The 21306-nt window shown below is 70.4% G+C and carries 20 protein-coding genes; 7 read left to right on the forward strand and 13 right to left on the reverse strand.

Annotated features, from left to right (window positions below):
• The first annotated feature begins 113 nt into the window (after positions 1–113).
• The gene (locus O1W71_RS04810) at positions 114–1412 is read left to right on the forward strand and encodes a sensor histidine kinase (RefSeq protein WP_331282642.1); all 1299 of its coding nucleotides are present in this window, start codon (positions 114–116) and stop codon (positions 1410–1412) included.
• Positions 1409–2089, forward strand: a complete 681-nt coding sequence (locus O1W71_RS04815; RefSeq protein ID WP_269266700.1) for a response regulator — start codon at positions 1409–1411, stop codon at positions 2087–2089. The genes O1W71_RS04810 and O1W71_RS04815 overlap by 4 nt, the downstream gene beginning before the upstream one ends.
• A 131-nt stretch (positions 2090–2220) precedes the next feature.
• On the opposite strand, the gene O1W71_RS04820 is transcribed toward O1W71_RS04815, so the two are convergent.
• Positions 2221–4209: a glycosyltransferase gene (locus tag O1W71_RS04820; RefSeq protein ID WP_269266702.1), complete on the reverse strand. Its 1989-nt coding sequence runs from the start codon at positions 4207–4209 to the stop codon at positions 2221–2223.
• Between the two features lie 150 nt (positions 4210–4359).
• On the opposite strand from O1W71_RS04820, the gene O1W71_RS04825 reads away from it, so the two are divergent.
• Positions 4360–5043 carry a DedA family protein gene (locus O1W71_RS04825; RefSeq protein ID WP_269266703.1) on the forward strand — a complete coding sequence of 228 codons (684 nt, stop codon included), beginning with the start codon at positions 4360–4362 and terminating at the stop codon, positions 5041–5043.
• On the opposite strand, the gene O1W71_RS04830 is transcribed toward O1W71_RS04825, so the two are convergent.
• Positions 4955–5599, reverse strand: a complete 645-nt coding sequence (locus O1W71_RS04830; protein WP_112613709.1) for an FMN reductase — start codon at positions 5597–5599, stop codon at positions 4955–4957. The two genes, O1W71_RS04825 and O1W71_RS04830, sit on opposite strands and share 89 nt — an antisense overlap.
• Positions 5596–6792, reverse strand: coding sequence for an LLM class flavin-dependent oxidoreductase (locus O1W71_RS04835; RefSeq protein ID WP_269266794.1), 1197 nt, complete (start codon positions 6790–6792; stop codon positions 5596–5598). Before O1W71_RS04835 ends, O1W71_RS04830 begins: the two co-directional genes overlap by 4 nt.
• 147 nt (positions 6793–6939) lie before the next feature.
• Between O1W71_RS04835 and O1W71_RS04840 the strand changes: the two genes are divergently transcribed.
• Positions 6940–8103, forward strand: coding sequence for an acyltransferase family protein (locus tag O1W71_RS04840; RefSeq protein ID WP_269266704.1), 1164 nt, complete (start codon positions 6940–6942; stop codon positions 8101–8103).
• A gap of 9 nt (positions 8104–8112) precedes the next feature.
• On the forward strand, positions 8113–9126 hold the full coding sequence (locus tag O1W71_RS04845) for an isopenicillin N synthase family dioxygenase (protein ID WP_269266705.1): 1014 nt from the start codon (positions 8113–8115) through the stop codon (positions 9124–9126).
• A gap of 195 nt (positions 9127–9321) precedes the next feature.
• Here O1W71_RS04845 and rpsO read toward each other — a convergent pair whose 3' ends face one another.
• Positions 9322–9591, reverse strand: coding sequence for a 30S ribosomal protein S15 (gene rpsO, locus O1W71_RS04850; RefSeq protein ID WP_023951820.1), 270 nt, complete (start codon positions 9589–9591; stop codon positions 9322–9324).
• Between the two features lie 118 nt (positions 9592–9709).
• Here rpsO and O1W71_RS04855 point away from each other — a divergent pair, with 118 nt between their 5' ends.
• Entirely contained in the window at positions 9710–11014 is a 1305-nt protein-coding gene (locus O1W71_RS04855; protein WP_269266796.1) for an MFS transporter, read from the forward strand.
• A gap of 75 nt (positions 11015–11089) precedes the next feature.
• Here O1W71_RS04855 and O1W71_RS04860 read toward each other — a convergent pair whose 3' ends face one another.
• The 3 genes from O1W71_RS04860 to O1W71_RS04870 all read right to left on the reverse strand — a co-directional run bounded on the left by O1W71_RS04860 (position 11090) and on the right by O1W71_RS04870 (position 13529).
• On the reverse strand, positions 11090–11644 hold the full coding sequence (locus O1W71_RS04860; RefSeq protein WP_023951824.1) for a YceI family protein: 555 nt from the start codon (positions 11642–11644) through the stop codon (positions 11090–11092).
• A gap of 162 nt (positions 11645–11806) precedes the next feature.
• Entirely contained in the window at positions 11807–12175 is a 369-nt protein-coding gene (locus tag O1W71_RS04865; RefSeq protein WP_023951826.1) for an FKBP-type peptidyl-prolyl cis-trans isomerase, read from the reverse strand.
• A 184-nt stretch (positions 12176–12359) separates the two neighbouring features.
• Positions 12360–13529 (reverse strand): PrsW family intramembrane metalloprotease, encoded by a 1170-nt coding sequence (locus O1W71_RS04870; protein WP_269266706.1) that lies wholly within the window; start codon positions 13527–13529, stop codon positions 12360–12362.
• An 86-nt stretch (positions 13530–13615) separates the two neighbouring features.
• Here O1W71_RS04870 and O1W71_RS04875 point away from each other — a divergent pair, with 86 nt between their 5' ends.
• The gene (locus tag O1W71_RS04875) at positions 13616–14485 is read left to right on the forward strand and encodes a fumarylacetoacetate hydrolase family protein (RefSeq protein ID WP_269266708.1); all 870 of its coding nucleotides are present in this window, start codon (positions 13616–13618) and stop codon (positions 14483–14485) included.
• On the opposite strand, the gene O1W71_RS04880 is transcribed toward O1W71_RS04875, so the two are convergent.
• From O1W71_RS04880 to O1W71_RS04905, 6 genes are all read right to left on the reverse strand, one after another.
• Positions 14475–15626 (reverse strand): LacI family DNA-binding transcriptional regulator, encoded by a 1152-nt coding sequence (locus O1W71_RS04880; RefSeq protein WP_269266709.1) that lies wholly within the window; start codon positions 15624–15626, stop codon positions 14475–14477. The genes O1W71_RS04875 and O1W71_RS04880 overlap by 11 nt on opposite strands.
• A 37-nt stretch (positions 15627–15663) precedes the next feature.
• The gene (locus O1W71_RS04885) at positions 15664–17508 is read right to left on the reverse strand and encodes a glycoside hydrolase family 3 protein (RefSeq protein ID WP_269266710.1); all 1845 of its coding nucleotides are present in this window, start codon (positions 17506–17508) and stop codon (positions 15664–15666) included.
• Positions 17509–17564: 56 nt separating this feature from the next.
• On the reverse strand, positions 17565–18449 hold the full coding sequence (locus tag O1W71_RS04890) for a carbohydrate ABC transporter permease (protein ID WP_269266711.1): 885 nt from the start codon (positions 18447–18449) through the stop codon (positions 17565–17567).
• A 4-nt stretch (positions 18450–18453) separates the two neighbouring features.
• Complete coding sequence (locus tag O1W71_RS04895) at positions 18454–19404, reverse strand: carbohydrate ABC transporter permease (protein WP_112615035.1); 951 nt, start codon at positions 19402–19404, stop codon at positions 18454–18456.
• A gap of 5 nt (positions 19405–19409) precedes the next feature.
• Positions 19410–20675, reverse strand: coding sequence for a sugar ABC transporter substrate-binding protein (locus O1W71_RS04900; protein WP_269266712.1), 1266 nt, complete (start codon positions 20673–20675; stop codon positions 19410–19412).
• Between the two features lie 173 nt (positions 20676–20848).
• Positions 20849–21262, reverse strand: coding sequence for a DUF4190 domain-containing protein (locus O1W71_RS04905; protein ID WP_112613691.1), 414 nt, complete (start codon positions 21260–21262; stop codon positions 20849–20851).
• Positions 21263–21306: the final 44 nt, after the last annotated feature.

Genomic DNA, 21306 nt, shown 5'->3' on the forward strand with positions numbered 1-21306 from the left:
TCCTCCAGCTGAACAGTCGTTGTCCGATGCCGACGTCTCTGTCGGTGCGCTCTCAGCGTCCGGCTGTTCCGCGCGGACGCCGATTTATGGTCGTATTGGTCACGGCCTGCGACGTGGCAGCACCCGACGACGACGAGAGCGAGAGCGGCATGACAACGCGCACCCGCAGCGCCGCTTCGCTTGTGTTCGTCGCGGTCGCGGTGGCCGTGGCGCTCCTCACCCTGGCGATCGCCGGCATCCTCATCGCCGACGGGCAGCGGTCCGCGCGGTCCGAGGCCGAGCGCGTCACCCAGGCCGTCGCGCAGACCGTCGCCGACTCGGCGCAGGTCACCGACCTCCTCGCCGCCGGCGACCGCGACCTCGCATCCGCGGAGCTGCAGCCCCAGGTCGAACAGGTGATCGTCGATGCCCGCGTCGACTTCGTCACGATCATGGACCCGAGCGGCATCCGGATCACGCATCGCGACGCCGAGCGGATCGGCGAGCGCTACCTGGGTTCGATCCCCACCACGTCACGCGCGTTGACGGAGGAGTTCACGGGCACCCTCGGCCCCTCGATCCGCACCATCGTGCCCGTGGAGAGCGGCGGCGCCGTCGTCGGGTGGGTCTCTGTCGGCGTGACCATCGGCAGTATCGCGGCGACTCTGGGGCCCCGCATCCTCGTCGTCGTCGGCATCGCGGCCGCGCTCCTGGCGGCTGGTCTCGTCGGAGCCGTCGTCGCGCGTCGGGCGACGCGGCAGGTCACCGGAGACCTGCCCGCCGGCGCCGTCCGCGACGCCGTCTCGTCGTTCGAGTCGCTCCGCACTCTCGGCGAAGCCCTGCGGGCGCAGACCCACGAGCACGGCAACCGCATGCACACCGCCATCGCCCTGCTGGAGCTGGGTCGCACCCCCGAGGCGATCGAGATCCTCGCCGAGACCTCGCGGCAGAGTCAGGTGCTGGTCGACGAGGTCGCGGCCCGCCGCGAGGGCGACCCGACCGTCGGGGCGCTGCTGCTCGGCAAGGCCTCGCAGGCCAAGGAACGCGGCATCCGGTGGCGCTCCCGCATCGAACCCGACGCGCCTCGCTCGGTGCTCTCGCCGGTCGACGCCGTCTCGGTCGTCGGTAATCTCATCGACAATGCGCTCGACGCCGCCGCCGGCGGGCCCGAACCGCGCTGGGTGGAGATCAGGATGACGCGCACCGAGGAGGACGAGCTCGAGATCGCCGTGTCGGACTCGGGAACCGGCGTCCCTCCCGAGCTCCGGCGCCGGATCTTCGAGCACGGCTTCTCCACGAAACCCGCCGGCGCCGAAGGACGTGGTGTCGGTCTCGCCCTCGTCGCAGCGATCGTCGACGACGCCGGCGGTAGCCTCACCCTCGATCACGACCCGACGACGTTCCGCGTCATCCTGCCGAGGAGGGAAACATGATCGGCGTGCTGCTGGTCGACGACGAAGCCCTCACCCTCGACCTCCACCGCCACTACATCGAGCGGCTGGACGGATTCCGGGTCGTCGCTGAGTGCAGCGGCGCACGTGCCGCCCTGCGAGCCCTCCTCGACAGCTCGGCCACGGACGAGATCGACCTCGTGCTGCTGGACATGACGATGCCCGACGGATCGGGACTCGACGTCCTGCGCCATGTGCGCGCGCGAGCCCGGGATGTCGACGTCATCGCGATCACCTCGGTGCGGGATGCCGACGTGGTGCGCCAGGTCGTCGGCCTCGGCGCGGTGCAATATCTCGTGAAGCCCTTCACCTTCGCCGACTTCCAGGAACGGATGTCGCAGTACGCGCGCTACCGCGAGCGCGCGAGCGAGACCACGGGCGCGGCGACCCAGGCGGAGATCGACGCGATGCTCGGCGCGCTGCGCCCGGTCACGGCGCCCATACCGAAGGGGCTCTCTCCCGAGACGTTCGAGCGCGTGTCGAATCGGCTCCGCGAGGCCGGAGCCCTGTCCGCCCGCGAGGCTGCGGAGGCGCTCGGGATGTCGCGCGTCGCGGCGCGACGATACCTCGAGCACCTCGCCGACGCCGGCCGCGCCGAACGGACCCAGCGCTACGGGGCCCCCGGCCGGCCCGAGGCCGAGTACCGCTGGCGCCCCTGACCCCGAGTCCCGCCCTCTCCTGCCCTGCCCCGCCGAGAACGCACTCTTGCCGCGAACGCGTACCGGCGATGGTGCGTTGTCGCGGGAACGGTACGCGCTCGGCGGGCGGGGCGGGGGCGGGGCGGGGCGGGCTACTGCTGCGGGAGGGACGAGCGGCGCGGGGCCGTGGGGCCGATGCGCACGTAGGCGGGGAGCTTGGGCGCGACGCCGTCGCCGGCCGTGCGGCCGCGCAGGCGCCGCCACATCCACGGAAGTGCATCGCGACGCAGCCACGTTCCCGGCACGACGGGATGGTCGTCGAGATGGAAGGCCTCGTCGAGCTCGGCGAGCGCCTCGGCGTGCGGCACCCCGAGCGCTTCCGCCGCGCGATAGGCCACGAGCCGATGCCCGCGCGAGCGCAGATGCACCTTGTCGTCGGCCCACAGCTCGAGGCGGGCGAGTTCCGGCACAGCCTCGAGGTCGACCAGGATGGCGCCCGTCCTCGACGCGATCGTTCGCAGCCGGGCGTTGTAGGCGGCGAAGCGCCGCGCGAAGATTCTCGCCGCGGCCCGCTCGGGAAGGAACACCGTGGCGAGCAGCACGTCCGCCCCGGATTCCCGCAACCGCCGGACCGCGATCTCGACCTCGTCGGCGACGCTCGCGACGTCCACCCGGGCCTGCACGAGGTCGTTGGCACCGATGAGCACCGAGACGAGTTCGGGCCGCAGCGCCAGGCACGCCGGAACCTGCTCGTCGACGAGGTGCCGTACCCGTTTGCTGCGCACCGCGAGGTTCGCGTACTGGAAGGCTCCGGTTCCCCCACCGGCTCGCGGCGCCGCCGAGGCGAGCAGCTGAGCGAGACGATCGGCCCATCCCCGGTGCATCCCCGCCGGCATGCGCGACGTGTCGCAGAGCCCCTCGGTGATCGAGTCGCCCAGCGCGACGTAGCGCCGCCACAGCGGAGGTCCGTCGCCCGCGGCGGGCAGCTCGGCGCGCGGCCACACGCGAGCCCGCCGGGCACGGTCGATCGCATGCAGCTCGCCCGCACGCTCGTAGTGGCCGAGCAGGGTATCGCCGAGGCTCTCCCAGGTGCGCCCGGCGACGGCCTCCCGGGCCGCCGCACCGAACGCGCGCCGCTTCGCGGCATCCCCCGCCAGGTCGGCGACCCGGCTGCGGAGGTCGTCGGCATCGCCGGGCCGGTAGAGCCACCCGTCGACACTGCTGCGCACCAGGTCGAGCGGGCCGCCGCGACCCGTCGCGACCACCGGCACACCGCTCGCCTGCGCCTCCTGGATGGTCTGGCCGAACGTCTCGCTCTCGCCCGGGTGCACGAACACGTCGAAGCTGGCCATCGCGGTGGCGAGCGCGTCCCCCTGCAGATGCCCGAGGAAGACGGCATCCGGCAAGAGGCTCTCCAGACTCGTCCGCGAGGGCCCGTCGCCCACGATCACCAGTCGGACGCCGGGCAGCGAGCCGAGCGCCGCCAGATCCTCGATCTGCTTCTCGGGGGCGAGCCGCCCGACGTACCCGACGACGACGTCGCCGTCGGCCGTTTCCGGAACGACACGCCTGCGCCACGCCTCGTCGCGGCGGTGGGGCGAGAAGCGGATGCCGTCGACCCCGCGGCCCCAGATCGCGACGCGATCGACACCGAGGTCCTGCAGCTGCCGCCGTGCCGCGTCGGAGGGGGCGAGCGTCAGCGTCGCGCGACGATGCAGCCGCCGCACGTGAGCCGCCGTCAATGCCGTGGCGTGCGGCACGCCGTAGCGCTCGGTGTAGGCGATGACATCGGTCTGATAGACGGCGACGCTCGGCAGCCCGAGGCCTTCGGCGGCGAGAAGCCCCTGCCAGCCGAGAAGGAACGGCGATGCGAGGTGCACGACGTCTGGGCGGAACTCTCGCAGCGCCCGCGCGACCGAGACCACGGGCGGGGCCGCCACGCGCACGGCGGGATACCGGGGCATCGGGATCGACCGCACCGCTCGACCCGGAACGGCGAGCGGATGCCGTCGCCCCGCGCCCGGCGCGACGACGAAGGCCTCGTGCCCGCGATGCTCGAGATGCTCGAGCACCCGCAGGACCGAACCGGTCACGCCGTTCATGTGGGGAAGGAAGGACTCGGTGACCACCGCGACTCTCACGAGACCAGGGTGTCGCCGACGGCGCGCGGCTGTCTGCCGAATCGGCCGGGATCGCGCACTGTTCACACGATCCTCCGCGCTCGGTCACCTCGCGGACGCCTGACCGTCGCCGTTCCCGCTCCGTTCATCCACGGCTGATAAGGATGCCGCGTGCTCGACGACCTGCTGACCGCGATGTCCGGCGGCCCCTGGCTCCTCGTCGCGGTCTTCGCGCTCGTCCTCCTCGACTCCGTCCTGGTCGTCGTCCCCGGCGAGATCGCGGTGACGGCGGCGGGAGCGCTCGCCGCGTCGACCGGCGATCCCCCGCTGGCGGCCGTCGTCGGTGTCGCCGCATCCGCTGCGTTCTGCGGGGATGCGCTCTGCTACGCCGTGGGGCGTCGGATCGGCCTCCGCCGGTGGCGGTGGATGCGGCACCGGCGCGTGCAACGCGCGTTCGCGTGGGCGGGGGCTCGGCTGCAGCGGGGAACCGCGACGGTCGTCTTCACCGCCCGCTTCATCCCCTTCGCGCGCCTCGCGGTCAATCTCACCGCGGGCGCCACACGAGTATCGGCCGTGCGCTTCCTCGCCATCGCCGGAGTCGCGGCGACGGCCTGGGCCACCTATCAGAGCGTCATCGGCGCGGCGATCGGCGCGCTCCTGCCCGATGCCCCGCTGCTTGCGGTGCTCCTGTCGGTCGCCGCGGCACTCGCGCTGGGCGCCGCGATCGATGTGATCACGGCCGCCCTCACGCGGCGCCGCGAGCGGGTCACTCCCCCGCGAGACCGCCGAGCAGGTGACCGAACGACTTGCCCTCGCCCAGGTACGAGGCGGGGTCGAACGGATCCGCGTCCGTGACGGGCGTGCGTGCCACGACGGCCGCAGCGAGCTCCCGTGCGCCGCGCTCGACCCGCGCGCTCAGCGGAGCGACCTCGTCGGCCTTGCTCCCCCAGTCGCTCGACGCCGCGAAGACGCCGGTCGAGACCGGGGCCGCGTGCAGGTACGCGAACAGCGGCCGGATGGCATAGTCGATCGCGAGCGAGTGACGGGCCGTGCCCGCGTTCGCCCCGATGAGCACGGGCTTGCCGGTGAGCGAGTCGGGGTCGAGCACGTCGATGAACGACTTGAACAGCCCGGAGTAGCTCGTCGAGAAGATCGGCGTCACAGCGATGAGCGCGTCGGCCGAGACGACCGAGTTGATCGCCGACTCGAGAGCGGGCGGGGCGAAACCCGTTAGCAGGTTGTTCGTGATGTCGTGCGCGAGATCGCGCAGCTCGATGACGTCCGCCGTCGCGGTGATGTCGGATGCCGTGAGCTCGGCGATCGTCGCCGTCGCGAGCCGGTCGGCGAGCATGCGGGTCGACGACGGGTTCGACAGGCCGGCCGAGACGACCGCGATACGCCGGGCGCTCATCGTGCCGCCGCCACACCGAAGGCCGAACCTGCGGCCGCGGGAGCGTCCTGGTAGGGCGAGGGGCCGCTGAGGTTGTCGCCGCGGTTGGCGCGGGGTCGCGCTTCGCGCGCCGGACCGTCGCCGTACACCTCGCGGACGCGCGCGGCGTGCGTCGGCGCGTCGGGCACTGCCGCGCCGCGACCCTGCGCGAGCTCCTTGCGCAGCACCGGGACGACCTCGCCGCCCAGGATGTCGAGCTGCTCGAGCACGGTCTTCAGCGGAAGCCCCGCGTGGTCGATGAGGAACAGCTGCCGCTGGTAGTCGCCGAACGTCTCGCGCATCGCGGCGTACCGGTCGATGACCTGCTGGGGCGACCCGACGGTGAGCGGCGTCATCTCGCTGAAGTCCTCGAGCGAGGGTCCGTGCCCGTAGACGGGGGCGTTGTCGAAGTACGGGCGGAACTGCCGGACGGCATCCTGCGAGTTCGCGCTCATGAACACCTGGCCGCCGAGACCCACGATCGCCTGCTCGGGCGTGCCGTGGCCGTAGTGCGCGAAGCGCTGACGGTACAGGTCGATGAGGCGCTGGTAGTGCTCCTTGGGCCAGAAGATGTTGTTCGCGAAGAAGCCGTCGCCGTAGTAGGCGGCCTGCTCGGCGATCTCGGGGGTGCGGATCGAGCCGTGCCAGACGAACGGAGCGACGCCGTCGAGCGGACGGGGCGTCGAGGTGAAGCCCTGCAGCGGAGTGCGGAACTTGCCCTCCCAGTCGACGACGTCCTCACGCCACAGCTTGTGCAGCAGGGCGTAGTTCTCGATCGCCAGCGGCAGGCCCTGACGGATGTCCTTGCCGAACCACGGGTAGACCGGGCCGGTGTTGCCACGGCCCATGATGAGGTCGACGCGGCCGCCCGACAGGTGCTGCAGCATCGCGTAGTCCTCGGCGATCTTCACCGGGTCGTTCGTCGTGATGAGCGTCGTGGCCGTGGAGAGGATGAGGCGTTCGGTCTGCGCCGCGATGTAGGCGAGCGTCGTGGTGGGCGACGACGACCAGAACGGCGGGTTGTGGTGCTCGCCGATCGCGTAGACGTCGAGCCCGACATCCTCGGCATGCTTGGCGATGGTCACGGCGGCGCGGATCTTCTCCGCCTCGCTCGGGGTGTGGCCGCTCGTCGGGTCTGCCGTGATGTCGCTCACGGAGAAGATGCCGAACTGCATCCCCGACCAGCCGGTGTTTTCGCTCGTGTGCGTGTTCACGTCGGTCCGCCTTCCCGGATGCCGCGGCATCCGTTTCATGCAAATGAATATAAACCATGCAACGCGGTCGCGCTCGGACTATTCCCCCGGGATAGTGTTTCATCCACGATGACGCATCCCGCCACCGGCACGACCGGAACGCGCCCGAAGCGGCGCGTGCCCTTCTGGGACAACGCCCGCTTCGCCTGCATCGTGCTGGTGGTGCTGGGTCACGCGATCCAGCGCCTGACGTACGACTCCGACATCGCGATGGCGATGTACCTCGTGGTCTACGCGTTCCACATGCCCGCGTTCGCGATCATCTCGGGCTACTTCTCCAAGTCCGACCCGCAGTCGCGGCGGCAGATGGCCCGCGTCATCACCGACATCCTCGTGCCGTACGTGATCTTCGAGGGACTCTGGACGCTCACGAAGTTCCTCGTCGAGGGCCACGCGAACCCCAACCCGACCCAGCCCTCGTGGACGCTGTGGTTCCTGCTGGCGCTCGGGATCTTCCGCCTGGTCCTGCCCTACCTCGCGCTCCTGCGGTGGCCGCTCCTGTGGGCCTTCGCGATCTCGGTCATCTCGGGGTACCTCCCGAACATCGACTCGACACTCTCGCTGTCGCGGACGCTCGGCTTCCTGCCCTTCTTCGTGCTCGGCTGGTGGCTGCGCGACCGCGACGTCGTCGACCGGTTCGACCTGCTGCGGCGCACCCCGGCGACCGTGACGGCGGCCGTCGCGACGCTCGGGCTCGCGGGATGGGCGGCCTGGGCCTTCATCGGAACATGGCGCGACATCAACCTCGGCAAGTGGATGTTCTACGACGCGAGCTACTCGGATGCGGGCAGCTCCGAATGGTGGGCGGGAGCCGTGCGGGTCGCCCTGCTGCTCGTGGCGCTCGCCCTCACGGCATCCTTCCTGGCCCTCGTCCCCCGGGGTTCGCACCGCTGGACCCGGCTCGGGCAGTACACGATGTACATCTACCTGCTGCATTCGTTCGTGCTTTACCCGTTCCGGGAGTCGGGCGTGCTGCGAGACGCCGAACCCACGTGGGTGTGGCTGCCGCTCGTCGTCGTCGCGTCGATCCTCATCGCCCTGGGTCTGGCCACGGCGCCGGTTCGACGAGTGTTCCGCCCGCTCGTGGAGCCCCGCCCGGCGTGGCTCTTCCGCGACCCGCAGCTCGCTGGCCGCGAGGGCCGGCGCAGCGACCCGACGGGGTCGCGTCGTCCGCGCGAGGCCGGCGAGGTCATCCCGCGCAACAAACGAGCGGATGCCGCAGACGGCTCGTAGCCTCACTGCATGAGCGAGCTCTCCCTTCCCGTTCTCGACTTCTCCCAGCTCGACGGCGACGCCGCCGATGTCGCCCGCTTCCGCGACGAGCTGCGCGCCGCGACGCACGACGTCGGCTTCTTCTACCTGACCGGCACCGACATCCCCGCCGGTCTCGAGGACCGGCTCCACCGCGTCGCGCGCGAGTTCTTCGACCTGCCCGAGGCCGACAAGCTCGCGATCGAGAACGTCGCCAGCCCGCACTTCCGCGGCTACACGCGCGTCGGCGGCGAACTCACGCAGGGCCGGGTCGACTGGCGCGAGCAGATCGACATCGGTCCCGAACGGTCCGCGGTCGACGACCCCGACGCGCCCGACTACGCCCGGCTCATCGGCCCCAACCTGTGGCCGGCCGCGCAGCCCGAGCTGCGCGAGGTCACCGACGCGTGGGTCGCACACCTCTCCGAGGTCGCGCGGCGCCTGCTCCGCGCCTGGGCCGAGGCCCTCGGCGCCCCCGCGACGTACTTCGACGACCACTTCGGCGAGCCCCAGACTCTGCTGAAGATCGTCCGCTACCCCGGCAAGGACGACCCCACCCCGCAGCAGGGTGTCGGCGCGCACAAGGACTCGGGTGCCCTCACCCTCCTGTGGGTCGAGCCCGGCAAGGGGGGCCTGCAGGTCGAGCGCGATGGCGAATGGGTCCACGCTCCGCCGGTGCCCGGAGCCTTCGTCGTCAACATCGGCGAACTGCTCGAGTACGCGACCGACGGCTATCTCATCGCGACGAACCACCGCGTCGTGTCGCCGCGCTATCCGGATGACCGCATCTCGGTCCCGTTCTTCTTCAACCCCGCGCTCGACGCCCGGTTCCCGCTCATCGACCTGCCCGCCGAACTCGCCGCGGAGGCGAGAGGCGTCACGAAGGATCCGACCAACCCGATCCACGGCGTGCACGGCGAGAACGCGCTGAAGTCGCGCCTGCGGGCCCACCCCGACGTCGCCGAGCGCTGGCACGCCGATCTGCTCGCCGCGGCCCACCGCTGAGCACACACCGCCGAACACCCGCCGCCGAACACGCACCGTCTCCGCGAGAACGTACCGTCTAGGGTGCGTGCTCGCGGCGAAGGTGCGTTCTCGGGGTCGTCGGCGTCGGCGGCTCGGGAAAAGCCGAAGGCCGCCCCACACCTGGGACGGCCTTCGCAAGAATGTTTTGCGCGATTGTGCGCGGAGTCGCTCTCCTTAGCGGCGGAGACCGAGGCGCTCGATCAGCGTACGGTAACGCTGGATGTCGAGCTCCTGGAGGTAGCCGAGCAGTCGACGGCGCTGACCGACGAGCAGGAAGAGCCCACGGCGCGAGTGGTGGTCGTGCTTGTGGGTCTTGAGGTGCTCGGTGAGGTCCTTGATGCGCTGCGACATGAGCGCGACCTGCACCTCGGGGGATCCGGTGTCACCGGGGTGCGTCGCGTACTCTTCGATGATCGCCTTCTTGACGTCTGCTTCGAGTGCCATAGATGGGATCCCCTTCCTTCTCATTGCGCGGCGCCCGTCACCCGATGTGCGAGCTCTCTTTATCCGCGGCCGATCGAACGGCAACCGCTCTACTGTACCAGTCATCTAGGCTCGCATGATGCGCCTGCGTCGGGATCACCTCATCGACCTGCGGCCGTTGACCACCTCCCCCGCCTTCGCGCGCATGTGGGTCGGCTCGACCCTCGCCGGCCTCGGCGGGCAGCTGACCATCGTCGCGATCATGCTCCACATGTACGACCTGACGGCGTCGACGTTCGCCGTCGCGATGATCGCGGTCGCCGGGCTCGTGCCGATGATCATCGCCGGCCTCTACGGGGGCATGCTCGCCGACGCGTTCGACCGGCGCCGGGTCGCCATCATCGCGGCATCCGTGACCTTCGTCTCGACGGCCGTCCTGATGGTGCTGACCTGGAGCGGTGGCGAGACGGTCGCGTGGCTGTACGCCATCGCGGTCGTGAACTCCGCGGCCAACTCCGTCGTGATGGCCGCGCGCCAGGCGATCGTGCCGCGGCTGATCCCCCGCGAGCTGCTGCCCGCAGCCTCCGCGCTCGGGGGCATCACGATGGGCATCATGGTCTCGGTCGGGCCGGCCGCGGCCGGGCTGCTCGTGGCCTTCACCGGCTACGGCTGGACCTACACGATCGACCTCGTGCTCATGAGCGCCCTCTTCCTCGGCCTCTGGTCGTTGCCCAGCATCCGCCCGGAGGGCGCCGTCGTCCGACCGGGCCTGCGATCGCTCGCCGACGGCTGGCGCTTCATCAAGCGCGCGAAGAACATCCGGCTGCAGTTCATCCTCGACATCATCGCGATGACGTTCGGTCAGCCCACCGCACTCTTCCCCGCCATCGGCGCAGTGCTGCTCGGCGGCGGCGCGATCACGACGGGGCTGCTGACAGCCGCAATCGCCGTCGGCGCGTTCTTCTCGAGCCTGTTCTCGGGACCGATCGCGCGCTACCCCTTGCACGGCCGTGGCATCGAGAGGGCGATCATCGCCTACGGCGTCACGATCGCCCTGTTCGGCGCCGTCCTGCTCGCGGGGTCGTTCGGTGTACTCGACCCGGGGACCGTAGGCGAGGAGTCCGCGAACGTCGCCCTGATCGCCCTCGCCGGCCTCGCGCTGGCCGGTTCCGGCGCTGCCGACAACGTCAGCTCGATCTACCGCAACACGATGGTGCAGGCCGCCGTCCCCGATGCGATCCGAGGCCGACTGCAGGGCCTGTTCATCGTGGTCGTCGCCGGCGGTCCGCGGCTGGGCGCGCTGTACGCCGGGACGCTCGCGACCGTCACGGCACTGTGGTTCCCGCCACTGTTGGGCGGCTTCATCATCGTCGGTCTGGTGGCGCTCCTCGTGCGCCTCGCCCCCGCGTTCCGCGCCTACGACGCGGCCCACCCGACCCCGTGAGCCGGCCGACGCGCCCCCGGAGACACGACGAGGGGCGGATGCCGCAGCATCCGCCCCTCGGAGAGAACCGGGCGATCAGGCCTGGATGGAGCCCTGCAGGTCGAGCTCGATGGTGACGTCCTTGCCGACGAGGACGCCGCCGGTCTCGAGCGCGGCGTTCCAGGTGAGGCCGAACTCCTCGCGGTTGATGACGGTCTTGGCCGTCGCGCCGGCCTTGTAGTTGCCCCACGGGTCGGTGCCGAAGCCGCCGAACTCGACCTCGAAGGTCACCGGCTTGGTGACGTCCTTGATGGTGAGGTCGCCGTCGACGAGGAAGTCGCCGCCCTGCTGACGCACACCGGTCGAGACGAACGTGATGTTCGGGTACTTCTCGACGTCGAAGAAGTCGGCGCTGCGGAGGTGGTTGTCACGCCCCTCGTCCTTAGTGTTGATCGAGGCGACGTCGACCTTGGCGTCGAGCGTCAGCTCGAGCGGGTTCTCGGGGGCGACGATGGTCGCCTCGGCGACGGCGAAGGTGCCGCGCACCTTCGAGATCATCATGTGGCGGACGCTGAAGCCCACCTCGCTGTGGGAGGCGTCGAGCACCCAGGTGCCAGCCTTGTAACCGGGGATGTCGGTGGTCGTGGTCATGATCGTCCTTCGTCGTAGGTGTCCGGGAGGGGTCCGGCGTACAGGGGCGGCAACGCGACCCTCGCACAGCCTATTCCCGCGAATGTAAATTTTCGGTGGCCGAACGGCGACGGGCGGATGCCGCGTCGCGCAGCACCCGCCCGTCGAGAGGTATTCGCCCGCTCAGCCGACCGCGAGCAGGTCGATGATGAAGATCAGGGTCTTGCCGCCGAGGAAGTGGCCGCCGGCGGGGCCGTACGCCAGGTGCGGCGGGATCACGAGCTCGCGGCGTCCGCCGACCTTCATGCCCGGGATGCCGTCCTGCCAGCCCTGGATGAGTCCGCGCAGCGGGAACTGGATGCTCTCACCGCGGTTCCACGACGAGTCGAACTCCTCGCCGGAGGTGTACTCGACGCCGACGTAGTGGACGGTGACGGTGTCGCCGGGCTTGGCCTCGGCGCCGTCGCCGACGATCAGGTCGCGAACGACGAGGTCATCGGGCGCGGGACCCTCGGGGGCGTCGATCTCGGGCTTGGTGCGGTCGTCAGTCATGATGTCCATCCAACCCGAGGGCGCGGGCCGGTGCAACGCGGGGCCCGTCCGAGCGCGCCTCTTGACGCGGCGCGGCGGCGGGAGGATCATGAGGGCAGGCCAACTCAGCGCCCGGGAGACATGCAGGCATCGCCGCAGCACCGGGCGCTGAGTCTTTCCCGGGCGGTGTCGTCCCGGTCGAGAGTCACGGTCGCAGCAGGGCCTGTCGCAGGCGGGTGGCCCGGGCGAGATGCTCGCGCTCGTCGGAGAGCGCCCGATCGTCGCGGCCGGTCAGCGCCCGTTGGCGTGCGGCAGCGAGACGCGTCGCCTCGGCGATGAATGCCCGCATCGTCTCGGTGCGGTCGCCGGGAAGTGTCCGCGCCCAGGCCAGCGCGCGCCTCCGGCCTCCCCCGGTGGCGAGCAGGTCGACCTCGACGGGGGTGAACCAGCCCGCCGCGGCGTAGTCGCCGAGCCGTTCGCGGGTGAGGCGCGCCTCTTCGCGGCGCAGCAGCAGCACGCCGATCACGAACCCGATGAACAGAGGCACCTGAAGCGTCACGTAGAGGGCGAAGAAATCGGCGAAAGCAGCCGAGCCGTTCCAGAGCGCGTGCAGGAGGATCGCGACGGCGAGGCCGGTCGCCCAGGGCCCGAACACGGCGGCGCCCCGTGCTCCCCGCCGCACGGCGAGTCCGACCGCGAAGCCGGTCGCAGCCGTGAACATGACGTGGGCGAAGGGCGAGAGGATGCCGCGCAGCACGAACGTGACCGACACCTGAGCAAGACCGCCGGTGATCAGGCTGTCGGCGAAGTAGAGGATGTTCTCGGTGAAGGCGAACCCCGCCCCGATCATCGCCCCGTAGACGACGCCGTCGACAGGTCCGTCGAAGTAGCGGCGCCCGAGACGGAGCATGAGGAGGATGCCGAGGCCCTTCGCGATCTCCTCCACGATGGGCGCCTGCACGACGCTCTTCATCGCCTCGAGGAGCGGGTCACGCGCCGGACCGGTGGCGATCGTCACGAGAAGGTCGACGCCGAGCGCGATGACCACCGACGCGACGGCGCCCCACAGCAGCGCGATCCAGAGCAGCCGTGGCGGCTCGGGCTCCCACCGATCGACGATGCGGACGACCCACAGCACTCCCAGCAGCGGCAGCAGCGCGAGCACGGCTCCCACGATCGAGGCGAACCAGCCGAGGAACGACACGAGGTAGGCCGCCAGCCCGAGGAGCAGCACCACGAGGACCGCGCCGACCCAGAGCGCCGCCCAGCCGCCGGGCCGCGCCCGGACGGGGACGACGGGCGGCGAGGTCGGCGCGGCCGGGATGGGACCGGGGTGACCGGGCTGCGGCTGCGAGAGAGGCGACGGGAACGACACGCCCCCACCCTAGAGCGCGGGCGGCGTCCGCCCTATGGCGAGGACGTCGCGCCGCGACCGAGTCGTGAGCCGGGTAGCCTGAGAGCATGCGCTTTGCCCACGTGATGACCGCGGGGGCCGACGATCCCCGCCTCGTGCTCGTCGAAGACGACCGGGCCACGTTCGTCGGCGACCTGTTCGCCGGCGCACCCGAACGACTGCAGCAGCTCATCGAGCTCGGCGACGACGGGCTTGCGCGCGTCGCGGACGCGTCGACGAGCGAGGGCGTCGCGTGGCACGACATCACCGGCTCGGCGTTCGCATCGGCCGTTCTGGCCCCGCCGATCGTGCTGGCTGTCGGGCTGAACTACGCGGCGCACTCGAGCGAGCTGGGCCTGAAGGCCGACACCGCGCCCACCGTGTTCACCCTGTGGCCGAACTCGCTCACCGCGCACAACGCGATCACGTCGTGGCCGCGGAGCCTCAGCGAGTCGGTCGACTACGAGGCCGAGCTCGGCGTCATCATCGGCACCGCGGCCAAGGACGTCCCTGCCGACACGGCTCTCGACCACGTCTGGGGCTACACGGTGGTCAACGACATCACCGCGCGCGACATCCAGTTCTCCGAGGCGCAGTGGTCGCGCTGCAAGTCCTTCGACGGGTTCACGCCGACGGGACCCTACGTGGTCACCGCCGACGAGGTCCCCGACCCGCAAGACCTTCACATCTGGGCCGTCGTCGACGGCCAGACGGTGCAGGACGCCTCGACCGGACAGATGATCCGCTCGGTCGCGACGCTTGTCGCGCACCTCTCGACGGCGGCCACGCTCCTGCCCGGCACGCTCATCTCGACCGGCAGCCCGGGCGGCGCCGGCTACTCGCGCGACCCGCAGATCTTCCTGCGCGACCGCTCCGTCGTCACCGTCGGGATCGACGGGATCGGTGAGCTGCGGACGCACTGCCGCATCACGGACTGACCGGGCACCCGCAGCTTCCGCCGACCCGGAGCCCCACCTCGACGCGCACGCTGCGCCGCGCCGAGCCGTCTCCCGGATCGGTCAACAGCAGGTGGGCGGCGATGCGCCCCATGAGCTCCATCGGCTGGCGCACGGTCGTCAGCGGCGGCGACGACATCCCGGCCGCCTGGATGCCGTCGAAGCCGGCGAGCCGCACGTCGCGGGGCACGACGACGCCCCGGGCGTGCAGCACGTCGAGCGCGGCGAGCGCGATCTGATCGGTCGCGCACAGCACCGCTTCGGGGAGTGTGCCTTCTCGCGCGCGCGAGCTCAGCCCCGGGAACACCGGTGCGCGCTCGAGCTCGACGGTGTCGATGACCTCGGCGCGCGCGCCGGGGTGAGAGGCGACAGCATCGAAGAAGGCGGCGCGGCGCTCGTCGGTGTCGAAACCGGCGGGTGCGTCGACCCACCCGAAGGTGGAGACGCCGTGGACCTCGACGAAATGATCGACGAGCATCCGCTCACCACCAGCGTTGTCGGCGAGGACATGGTGCGCGTCACCCAGCGGCGAGCTCAGCACGGCGACCGGGAGCGTCGACGACACCGAGCCGAGAGACGCGGTCACCGTCGGGCCCGGCAGGATCGCGAGGCCGTCGACCTGCCCCGCCGTGTCGGCGATCTCGGACGCCCCCAGCCCCCCGGTGCTGAGCAGCACCGCGGTGCCGGCCCGCTTGCACTCGAGCACGAAGCCGCGCTGGATCTCATCGACGTAGAGCGGGAACGTCCGGGGAGCGCTCCGGCGGACGTCCTCGTCGGCGTCCCACGCGATCAGGTCGACGTCGAGGTCGAGCTCGGCGAGATCGGTGAGCCCGGGCGGCGTCGGCCGCTCGGGAGCCGCACCCGAGGTCAACCCCGTCTCGACGGGCGGCGCCGATTCGACCAGCAGATCGAACAGATGCAGCCCGAGCACCCCGGTGCGGCCGCGCGCGAGGTTCCGGGCCGAGCCGCTGGGGACGTACCCCAGCTCGCGTGCGACCCGCAACACCATGTCGCGGGTCTCGGTGCGCACCTTGTCGGGGCGCCGGAACGCGAATGAGACCGTCGCGATCGACACCCCGGCACGTTCCGCGACGTCGTAGACCGTGGGTCGTCCGACCACCATGACTACCTCGATTCCCCGGGGAGTCTACCGACGCACCTCACGCCGGCACGATCGACAGTCCGGTCCCCCGCGGGAAGATCGGCTCGTCCGTGTCGCCCGGGACGTCGGTCCGGGAACGGCGCACGGCGTCCATGGATCGCGGGATCTCGACGGGCAGCGTGCCACGTGGCGGCACCGCGCCGGTGAGCGCGGCGAGCACCGCGGCATCCGAGCTGCCGTAGTCGGCGACGATCGCCGAAGCGACGGGAACGAAGGGGGTGAGGACCGCGGGCCGGTCGAGGCCGACGACCAGCACGAGCGGGGCGTGCGTCGCGACACGACCCAGTCGCGACACCAGCCCAGGGCCGAAGTCGAGGGAACCCTGGTGGAACCACTTCTCGAGGAACAGGTCGTCGCGAGGCTCGAAGGGCGCTCCGACACGGACGATCGCGAGGTCGGCGTCCTCGGGCCGCTCGACGCGGTCGCCGTACGGGGCGATCGCGGCGTCGCCGACGTTCTCGGCGTAGATCCTCGGGCGGGGCGCCGAACGGATCGGCAGCACCTCGTCGCGGTTCTGCAGAACGGTCAGCGACTCCGCCTGCGCGCGGGTGCCGAGCGCGCGGAAATCGGCGTTGCCGACGATGCGCTCGGCCTCGTCCTCGTCGACGTACGGGTCGTCGAAGAGACCGAGCCGGAACTTCACGAGCAGGATGCGCCGGGCCGACACGTCGATGCGCTCGAGCGGCACGGTGCCGGATTCGACGAGGTCGACGAGCAGCTCCGTGCACTCCTCGCCGCCGAACTGGTCGACGCCGGCGTCCAGCAGCCGCAGCATCCGCTCCGTCGGGTCGAGCTCCTCGACGCCCCACGCGCGAGCGGGCAGCACCTGGTCGCCGACGTGGTTGTCGTTGACGAGCTCCCAGTCGGTGACCACGACGCCGTCGTAGCCGAGCTCGTCGCGCAGGAGGTCCGTCACGATCTGACGGTTGTAGGCGAACCCGACCTCGGCGATCGGCACGCCGTTCCGCTGGAGCCCGACCGGCATGCCGTAGTACGGCATCATGCCGGCCGTGCCGCGCCGGATCGCCTCGCGGAAGGGCTCGAGGTGATAGTCGAACATGCCGCCCGGGTAGACCTGCTCGCGTCCGTACGGGAAGTGCGCGTCTTCACCGTCGAGCTGCGGCCCGCCGCCCGGGAAGTGCTTCGTCGTGCACGCGACGCTCTCAGCGCCGAGCACGTCGCCCTGGAAGCCGCGCAGGTAGGCGGCGGTGATCTGCGAGACCCGCTCGGCGTCGAAGCCGAACGTCTGGGCCTGACGACCCCAGCGAGCTTCGGTGGGGAGGTCGATCTGCGGGTGCAGCGCCGCCCGGATACCGACCGCGCAGTACTCGCGACGGGCGACGTCGGCGAACTGCTCGATGACCTCGAGGTCGTCGAGCGCGGCGAGCCCCAGCGGCTCCGGCCACTGCGAGAAGGGACCCGCGGAGAAGGCGACGCCGGTGTTCTCGACGAACGCGTGCCGCGGATCGGTGCTGATCGTCACCGGGACGCCGTGCGGCGTGCTCTCGGCGAGTCTCTGCAGGTTGTTGTTCCAGCGAGCGCCCTCACGAGCCGTGCGGATGGCGTGCACGTTGAAGTGCGTCATGTTCTTGCCGACCACGACGTCGGTCGTCGGCGACTTCGAGATGGCGCCCGGTGTCTCGAGGAGCTCGCCATCGGGACCGATCTCGATGACGGTCTGGAACATGAGGCCGATCTTCTCGGCCGGCGACATCCGGCTGAGCAGATCGTCGGTGCGCTCCTCCGGGGTCAGGCGCGGGTCCTCGTAGGGGTCGAGGACGCCGTTGCCGTTGAGGTCGCGGAAACGGGTTCCATCGGGCGCGGTGTGGAATTCGGGTCGCATGAGGTGCTTTCGCTTGTGGGGGGACGGATGCGGCGACGCGGAGGTCGGCGCGTGGGTCACTTCAGACCGGTGGTGGCGACGCCCCGGATGAACCAGCGCTGCAGGAAGACGAACAGCACGATGATGGGCGCGATGACGAGCACGGATCCGGCCAGGAGCAGTCCGTAGTTGGTCGCGTTCTGTCCCGTCGAGTAGAGCGAGAGCGCGACGGGAAGCGTGTACATCTCCTCGGTCTGGGCCGCCACCAGCGGCCAGAGGAAGTTGTTCCAGGAGGCGAGGAACGTCAGGATGCCGAGGGTCGCGAGCGGCGGCCCGCACAGCGGCATCACGATGCGCGAGAAGATGCGCCACTCCCCCGCCCCGTCGAGGCGGGCGGCCTCGAGCAGCGCGTCGGGGATGCCCATGATGAACTGCCGCATGAGGAACACGCCGATGGGGGCGGTGATGAAGGGGAGGATGAGCGCGGGGTAGGTGTTGACGAGCCCGAGCGAGGAGACCATCACGAACAGCGGCACGAAGGTGACGACCCCCGGCACCATGAGCGTCACCATCACGAGGACGAAGAGCACCTTCTTGCCGGGGAACTCCATCTTCGCCAGGGCATAGCCCACCATCGAGCAGAACACGATGTTGCCGAGGACGGTGACCACCGCGACGATGAGACTGTTGGCGAAGAAGTGTCCGAAGTCGAGAGGCCCGAACCACTGCGCGAAGTTCTCGCCCGTCGGGTTCTCCGGGAACCACGTCGGCGGGCGGCGCAGAATCTCCCCCTGCGTCTTGACCGATCCGAGCACCATCCACAGGAACGGGATGAGCCAGAGGGCGAGTCCGACGGCCAGGACGGTGTAGGTGATCGCACGCGGACCGAACCGACGGCGGCGGCGCCGCGGAGCGGGCGGCGGCGTGACGGTGTCCACCACGGGAGCGGGGATGGTTGTCATCGGGTCAGTCCTTCGAACGGAGCAGTCGGAACTGGAGCAGGCTCAGCAGGGCGATGGCCAGGAACAGGACGTAGCTGGCGGCAGAGGCCAGTCCGTACTCGCCGAAGCCGAACTGCTGGAAGGTGTAGTACGCCACGGACAGGGTCGAGTCGAGCGGCCCGCCCTTGGTCATGACGAACGCCTCCTCGAAGAACTGCAGGTAGCCGACGGAGATGAGGACCGCCCCGAGGAGGATCGTGGGGCGCAGCAGCGGCAGGGTGACCGAGATCAGACGCCGCCACGATGACGCGCCGTCCATCGTCGCCGCCTCGTTGACGTCCTGCGGAACGGCCTGCAGGCCCGCGAGGAAGATCACCATGAGCGTGCCGACGTTGCGCCACACCGCCATCATGATGAGCGAGGGCAGGGCGAAGGCGGGGTCGTTGAGCCAGTTCGGGCCGTCGATGCCGACGAGCGCGAGGGCCGAGTTGAGGAGGCCGTCCGGCTGGAGGATGTAGCGCCAGACGACCGCGACCGCGACGATGCTCGTGACCACCGGCGCGTAGAAACCCACCCGGAAGAACGCGACGATGCGGCCGCCGCCGCTGTTGAGGGCGAGCGCGAGGGCGAGCGCCAGCACCATCGTCACGGGGATGCCGACCACGACGAAGACTGCGGTGACCCCGAGGGACGTGATGAAGCGCGGGTCCCCGAAGAGCGTCGCGAACTGGTCGAGCCAAACGAAGTTCACCGCGAACGGCGAGGTGATGTCGCGAGCGGTGAAGTCGGTGAACGACATCGCGAACGACCCGACGATCGGGAAGAGCATGAAGACGGCGAACACGGCGACGAAGGGCAGGCAGAACGCCCAGGCGATGAGTGCCTGACGCTTGCGCAGCCGTGCGTGCAGCCCGTCGGGGCGGGAGGCCCCGCGGCCGGAGTCGGCTCCGGCCGCGGGGAGGGTGGTGGTGGACATCGAGGTCACTCGAGTCCGATCGCGTCGGCGTCGGCCTGCAGCTTCTGCAGCACCGCGGGAACATCCGCTCCGCCGCGACGCAGCTGCTCGAGGGCCTGGTCGCCCTTGGCGGCCACCTGCACCCAGCTGGTCGTCACGGGCGGGGCCTTGGCGGTCTGCAGCTGCTCACCGAAGGTCGTCAGGCTCGCGTCGTCGGCAAGGGCGGGCGCATCCCACGCGGCCTGGAGAGCGGGCAGGTCACCCGTCGTCTCGTAGAACGCCGCCTGAGTCTCCGGCTCGCTGAGCCAGCGGACGAGCTTCCACGCCGACTCGGCGTTCTTGCTCTGGTTGAACACGACGAGGTTCGCGCCGCCGCTGAAGGACACCGACCCGGTGTCGGCGGGCAGGACGGCCGTCGCGTACTTCGAGGCGAAGTCCGCACCTCCGAGCAGCTCGAGCTGACCGCGCAGGAACGGCCCCTCGACGACCATCGGCGTGGTTCCGGCCACGAACTCCGCCTCTGTCGCGCCGGCGGAGATGTCGGCGTTCGCGTCGGCGAGCCCCTTGTCGAAGAAGCTCTTGTAGTACTCCAGCCCCTTCGTCATCTCGGGGGTGTCGAGGGTCCAGGCGTCACCGTCGGTGAGCTCGGCACCGGCGGACCACGGCATCCACATGGCGCCCTGGAACGAGTCGTTGCCGCCGGGCATCCGGATGCCGTACTCGGCGCCCGCCTTCTCCTTCATGTCGGCGGCGAGCTGCTGCAGCTCGTCCCACGTCGTCGGAGCCTGGGACCAGCCGGCCTGCTGCGCGAGGTCGGTGCGGTAGTACAGCACGCGCGTATCGACGTACCACGGCACACCGGCGGCGCGGTCGTCGAACTCCGTGGTGCTGAGGGCGCCGGGGAAGAAGCCGTCGGTCGCGATCTCGGCCGGGACGGTGGCGAACGCGTCGCCGAAATCCGCCATCCACGTCGAGCCGACCATGGCGACGTCGGGGGTGTTCCCACCCGCGATCGCCGTCTGGAACTTGTTGTGCGCCGCGTCCCACGGAATGGCGGTGACGTCGATCTTCACGTCGGGGTTGGCTTCCTGGAACTCCTTGACGAACTCCGGCAGGGCCTCGCCCTCCGCACCCATCGCCCACACGCTGATCGTGCCCGTGGCCGGGCTGTCATCGATCGTCGTGACCTCTGCGGGCCCGGCCGCCGACTCGTCTGCACGGCCGCAGCCGGTCAGGATGAGCGACACCGCAGCGAGGGTGGCGATGCCGCCTGCCACTGTCTTGAACTTCACGTCTTCCTCCTTGAATCGCGGGATCGCCGCGGCGATCAAAGCGCTTAACCGTTGCGCTGGCGTCGAGTTTAAGCGCTTTGACTACGCGGGCGCAAACGTCCCGAGCGACTCCTGAGGTGGGCAGACGAAGAGCCCCCGCGGACAATGTCCGCGGGGGCTCTTCGGGACGCGAACTACCGCACGGAGGAGCAGGACTGCGTCTGGCCCCACACCGTCACGGTGTCGGCGCCCTCGACCACGCAGGTCTGATAGATCTCGTTCGCCGCGTTGCCGAAGACCGAGAACAGGACGATCGCGACGACCACACCGATCACCATGAAGACGGCGCTGATGATGATCGCGGCGAGAGCGAGGCCGTTCTTACGGCCCGCCTTCTTGCTCTGGACGAGCGCCACGATTCCGAGGATGAGACCGACGAGCTGCAGCCCGACGGGAACCAGCGCGAGGATGAACGCGACGATGCCGAGGGTCTTTCCCGGCACAGGGGCGTTCGGGTTCTGGTACGACGCGTCGGAAGACGACGTCGGGTACGCCGGCGGCTGGTAGGCCGGAGGCTGCGGCGCGGACGGGTTGTTCGGGTCGGTCATGGGATCCCCCGGTCGGTCGGAAAGCGATGAACAGCCTCGACGTT

This window comes from Microbacterium sp. H37-C3, assembly GCF_027157935.1.
In the GTDB taxonomy this organism is placed as follows: Bacteria; Actinomycetota; Actinomycetes; order Actinomycetales; family Microbacteriaceae; genus Microbacterium; species Microbacterium plantarum.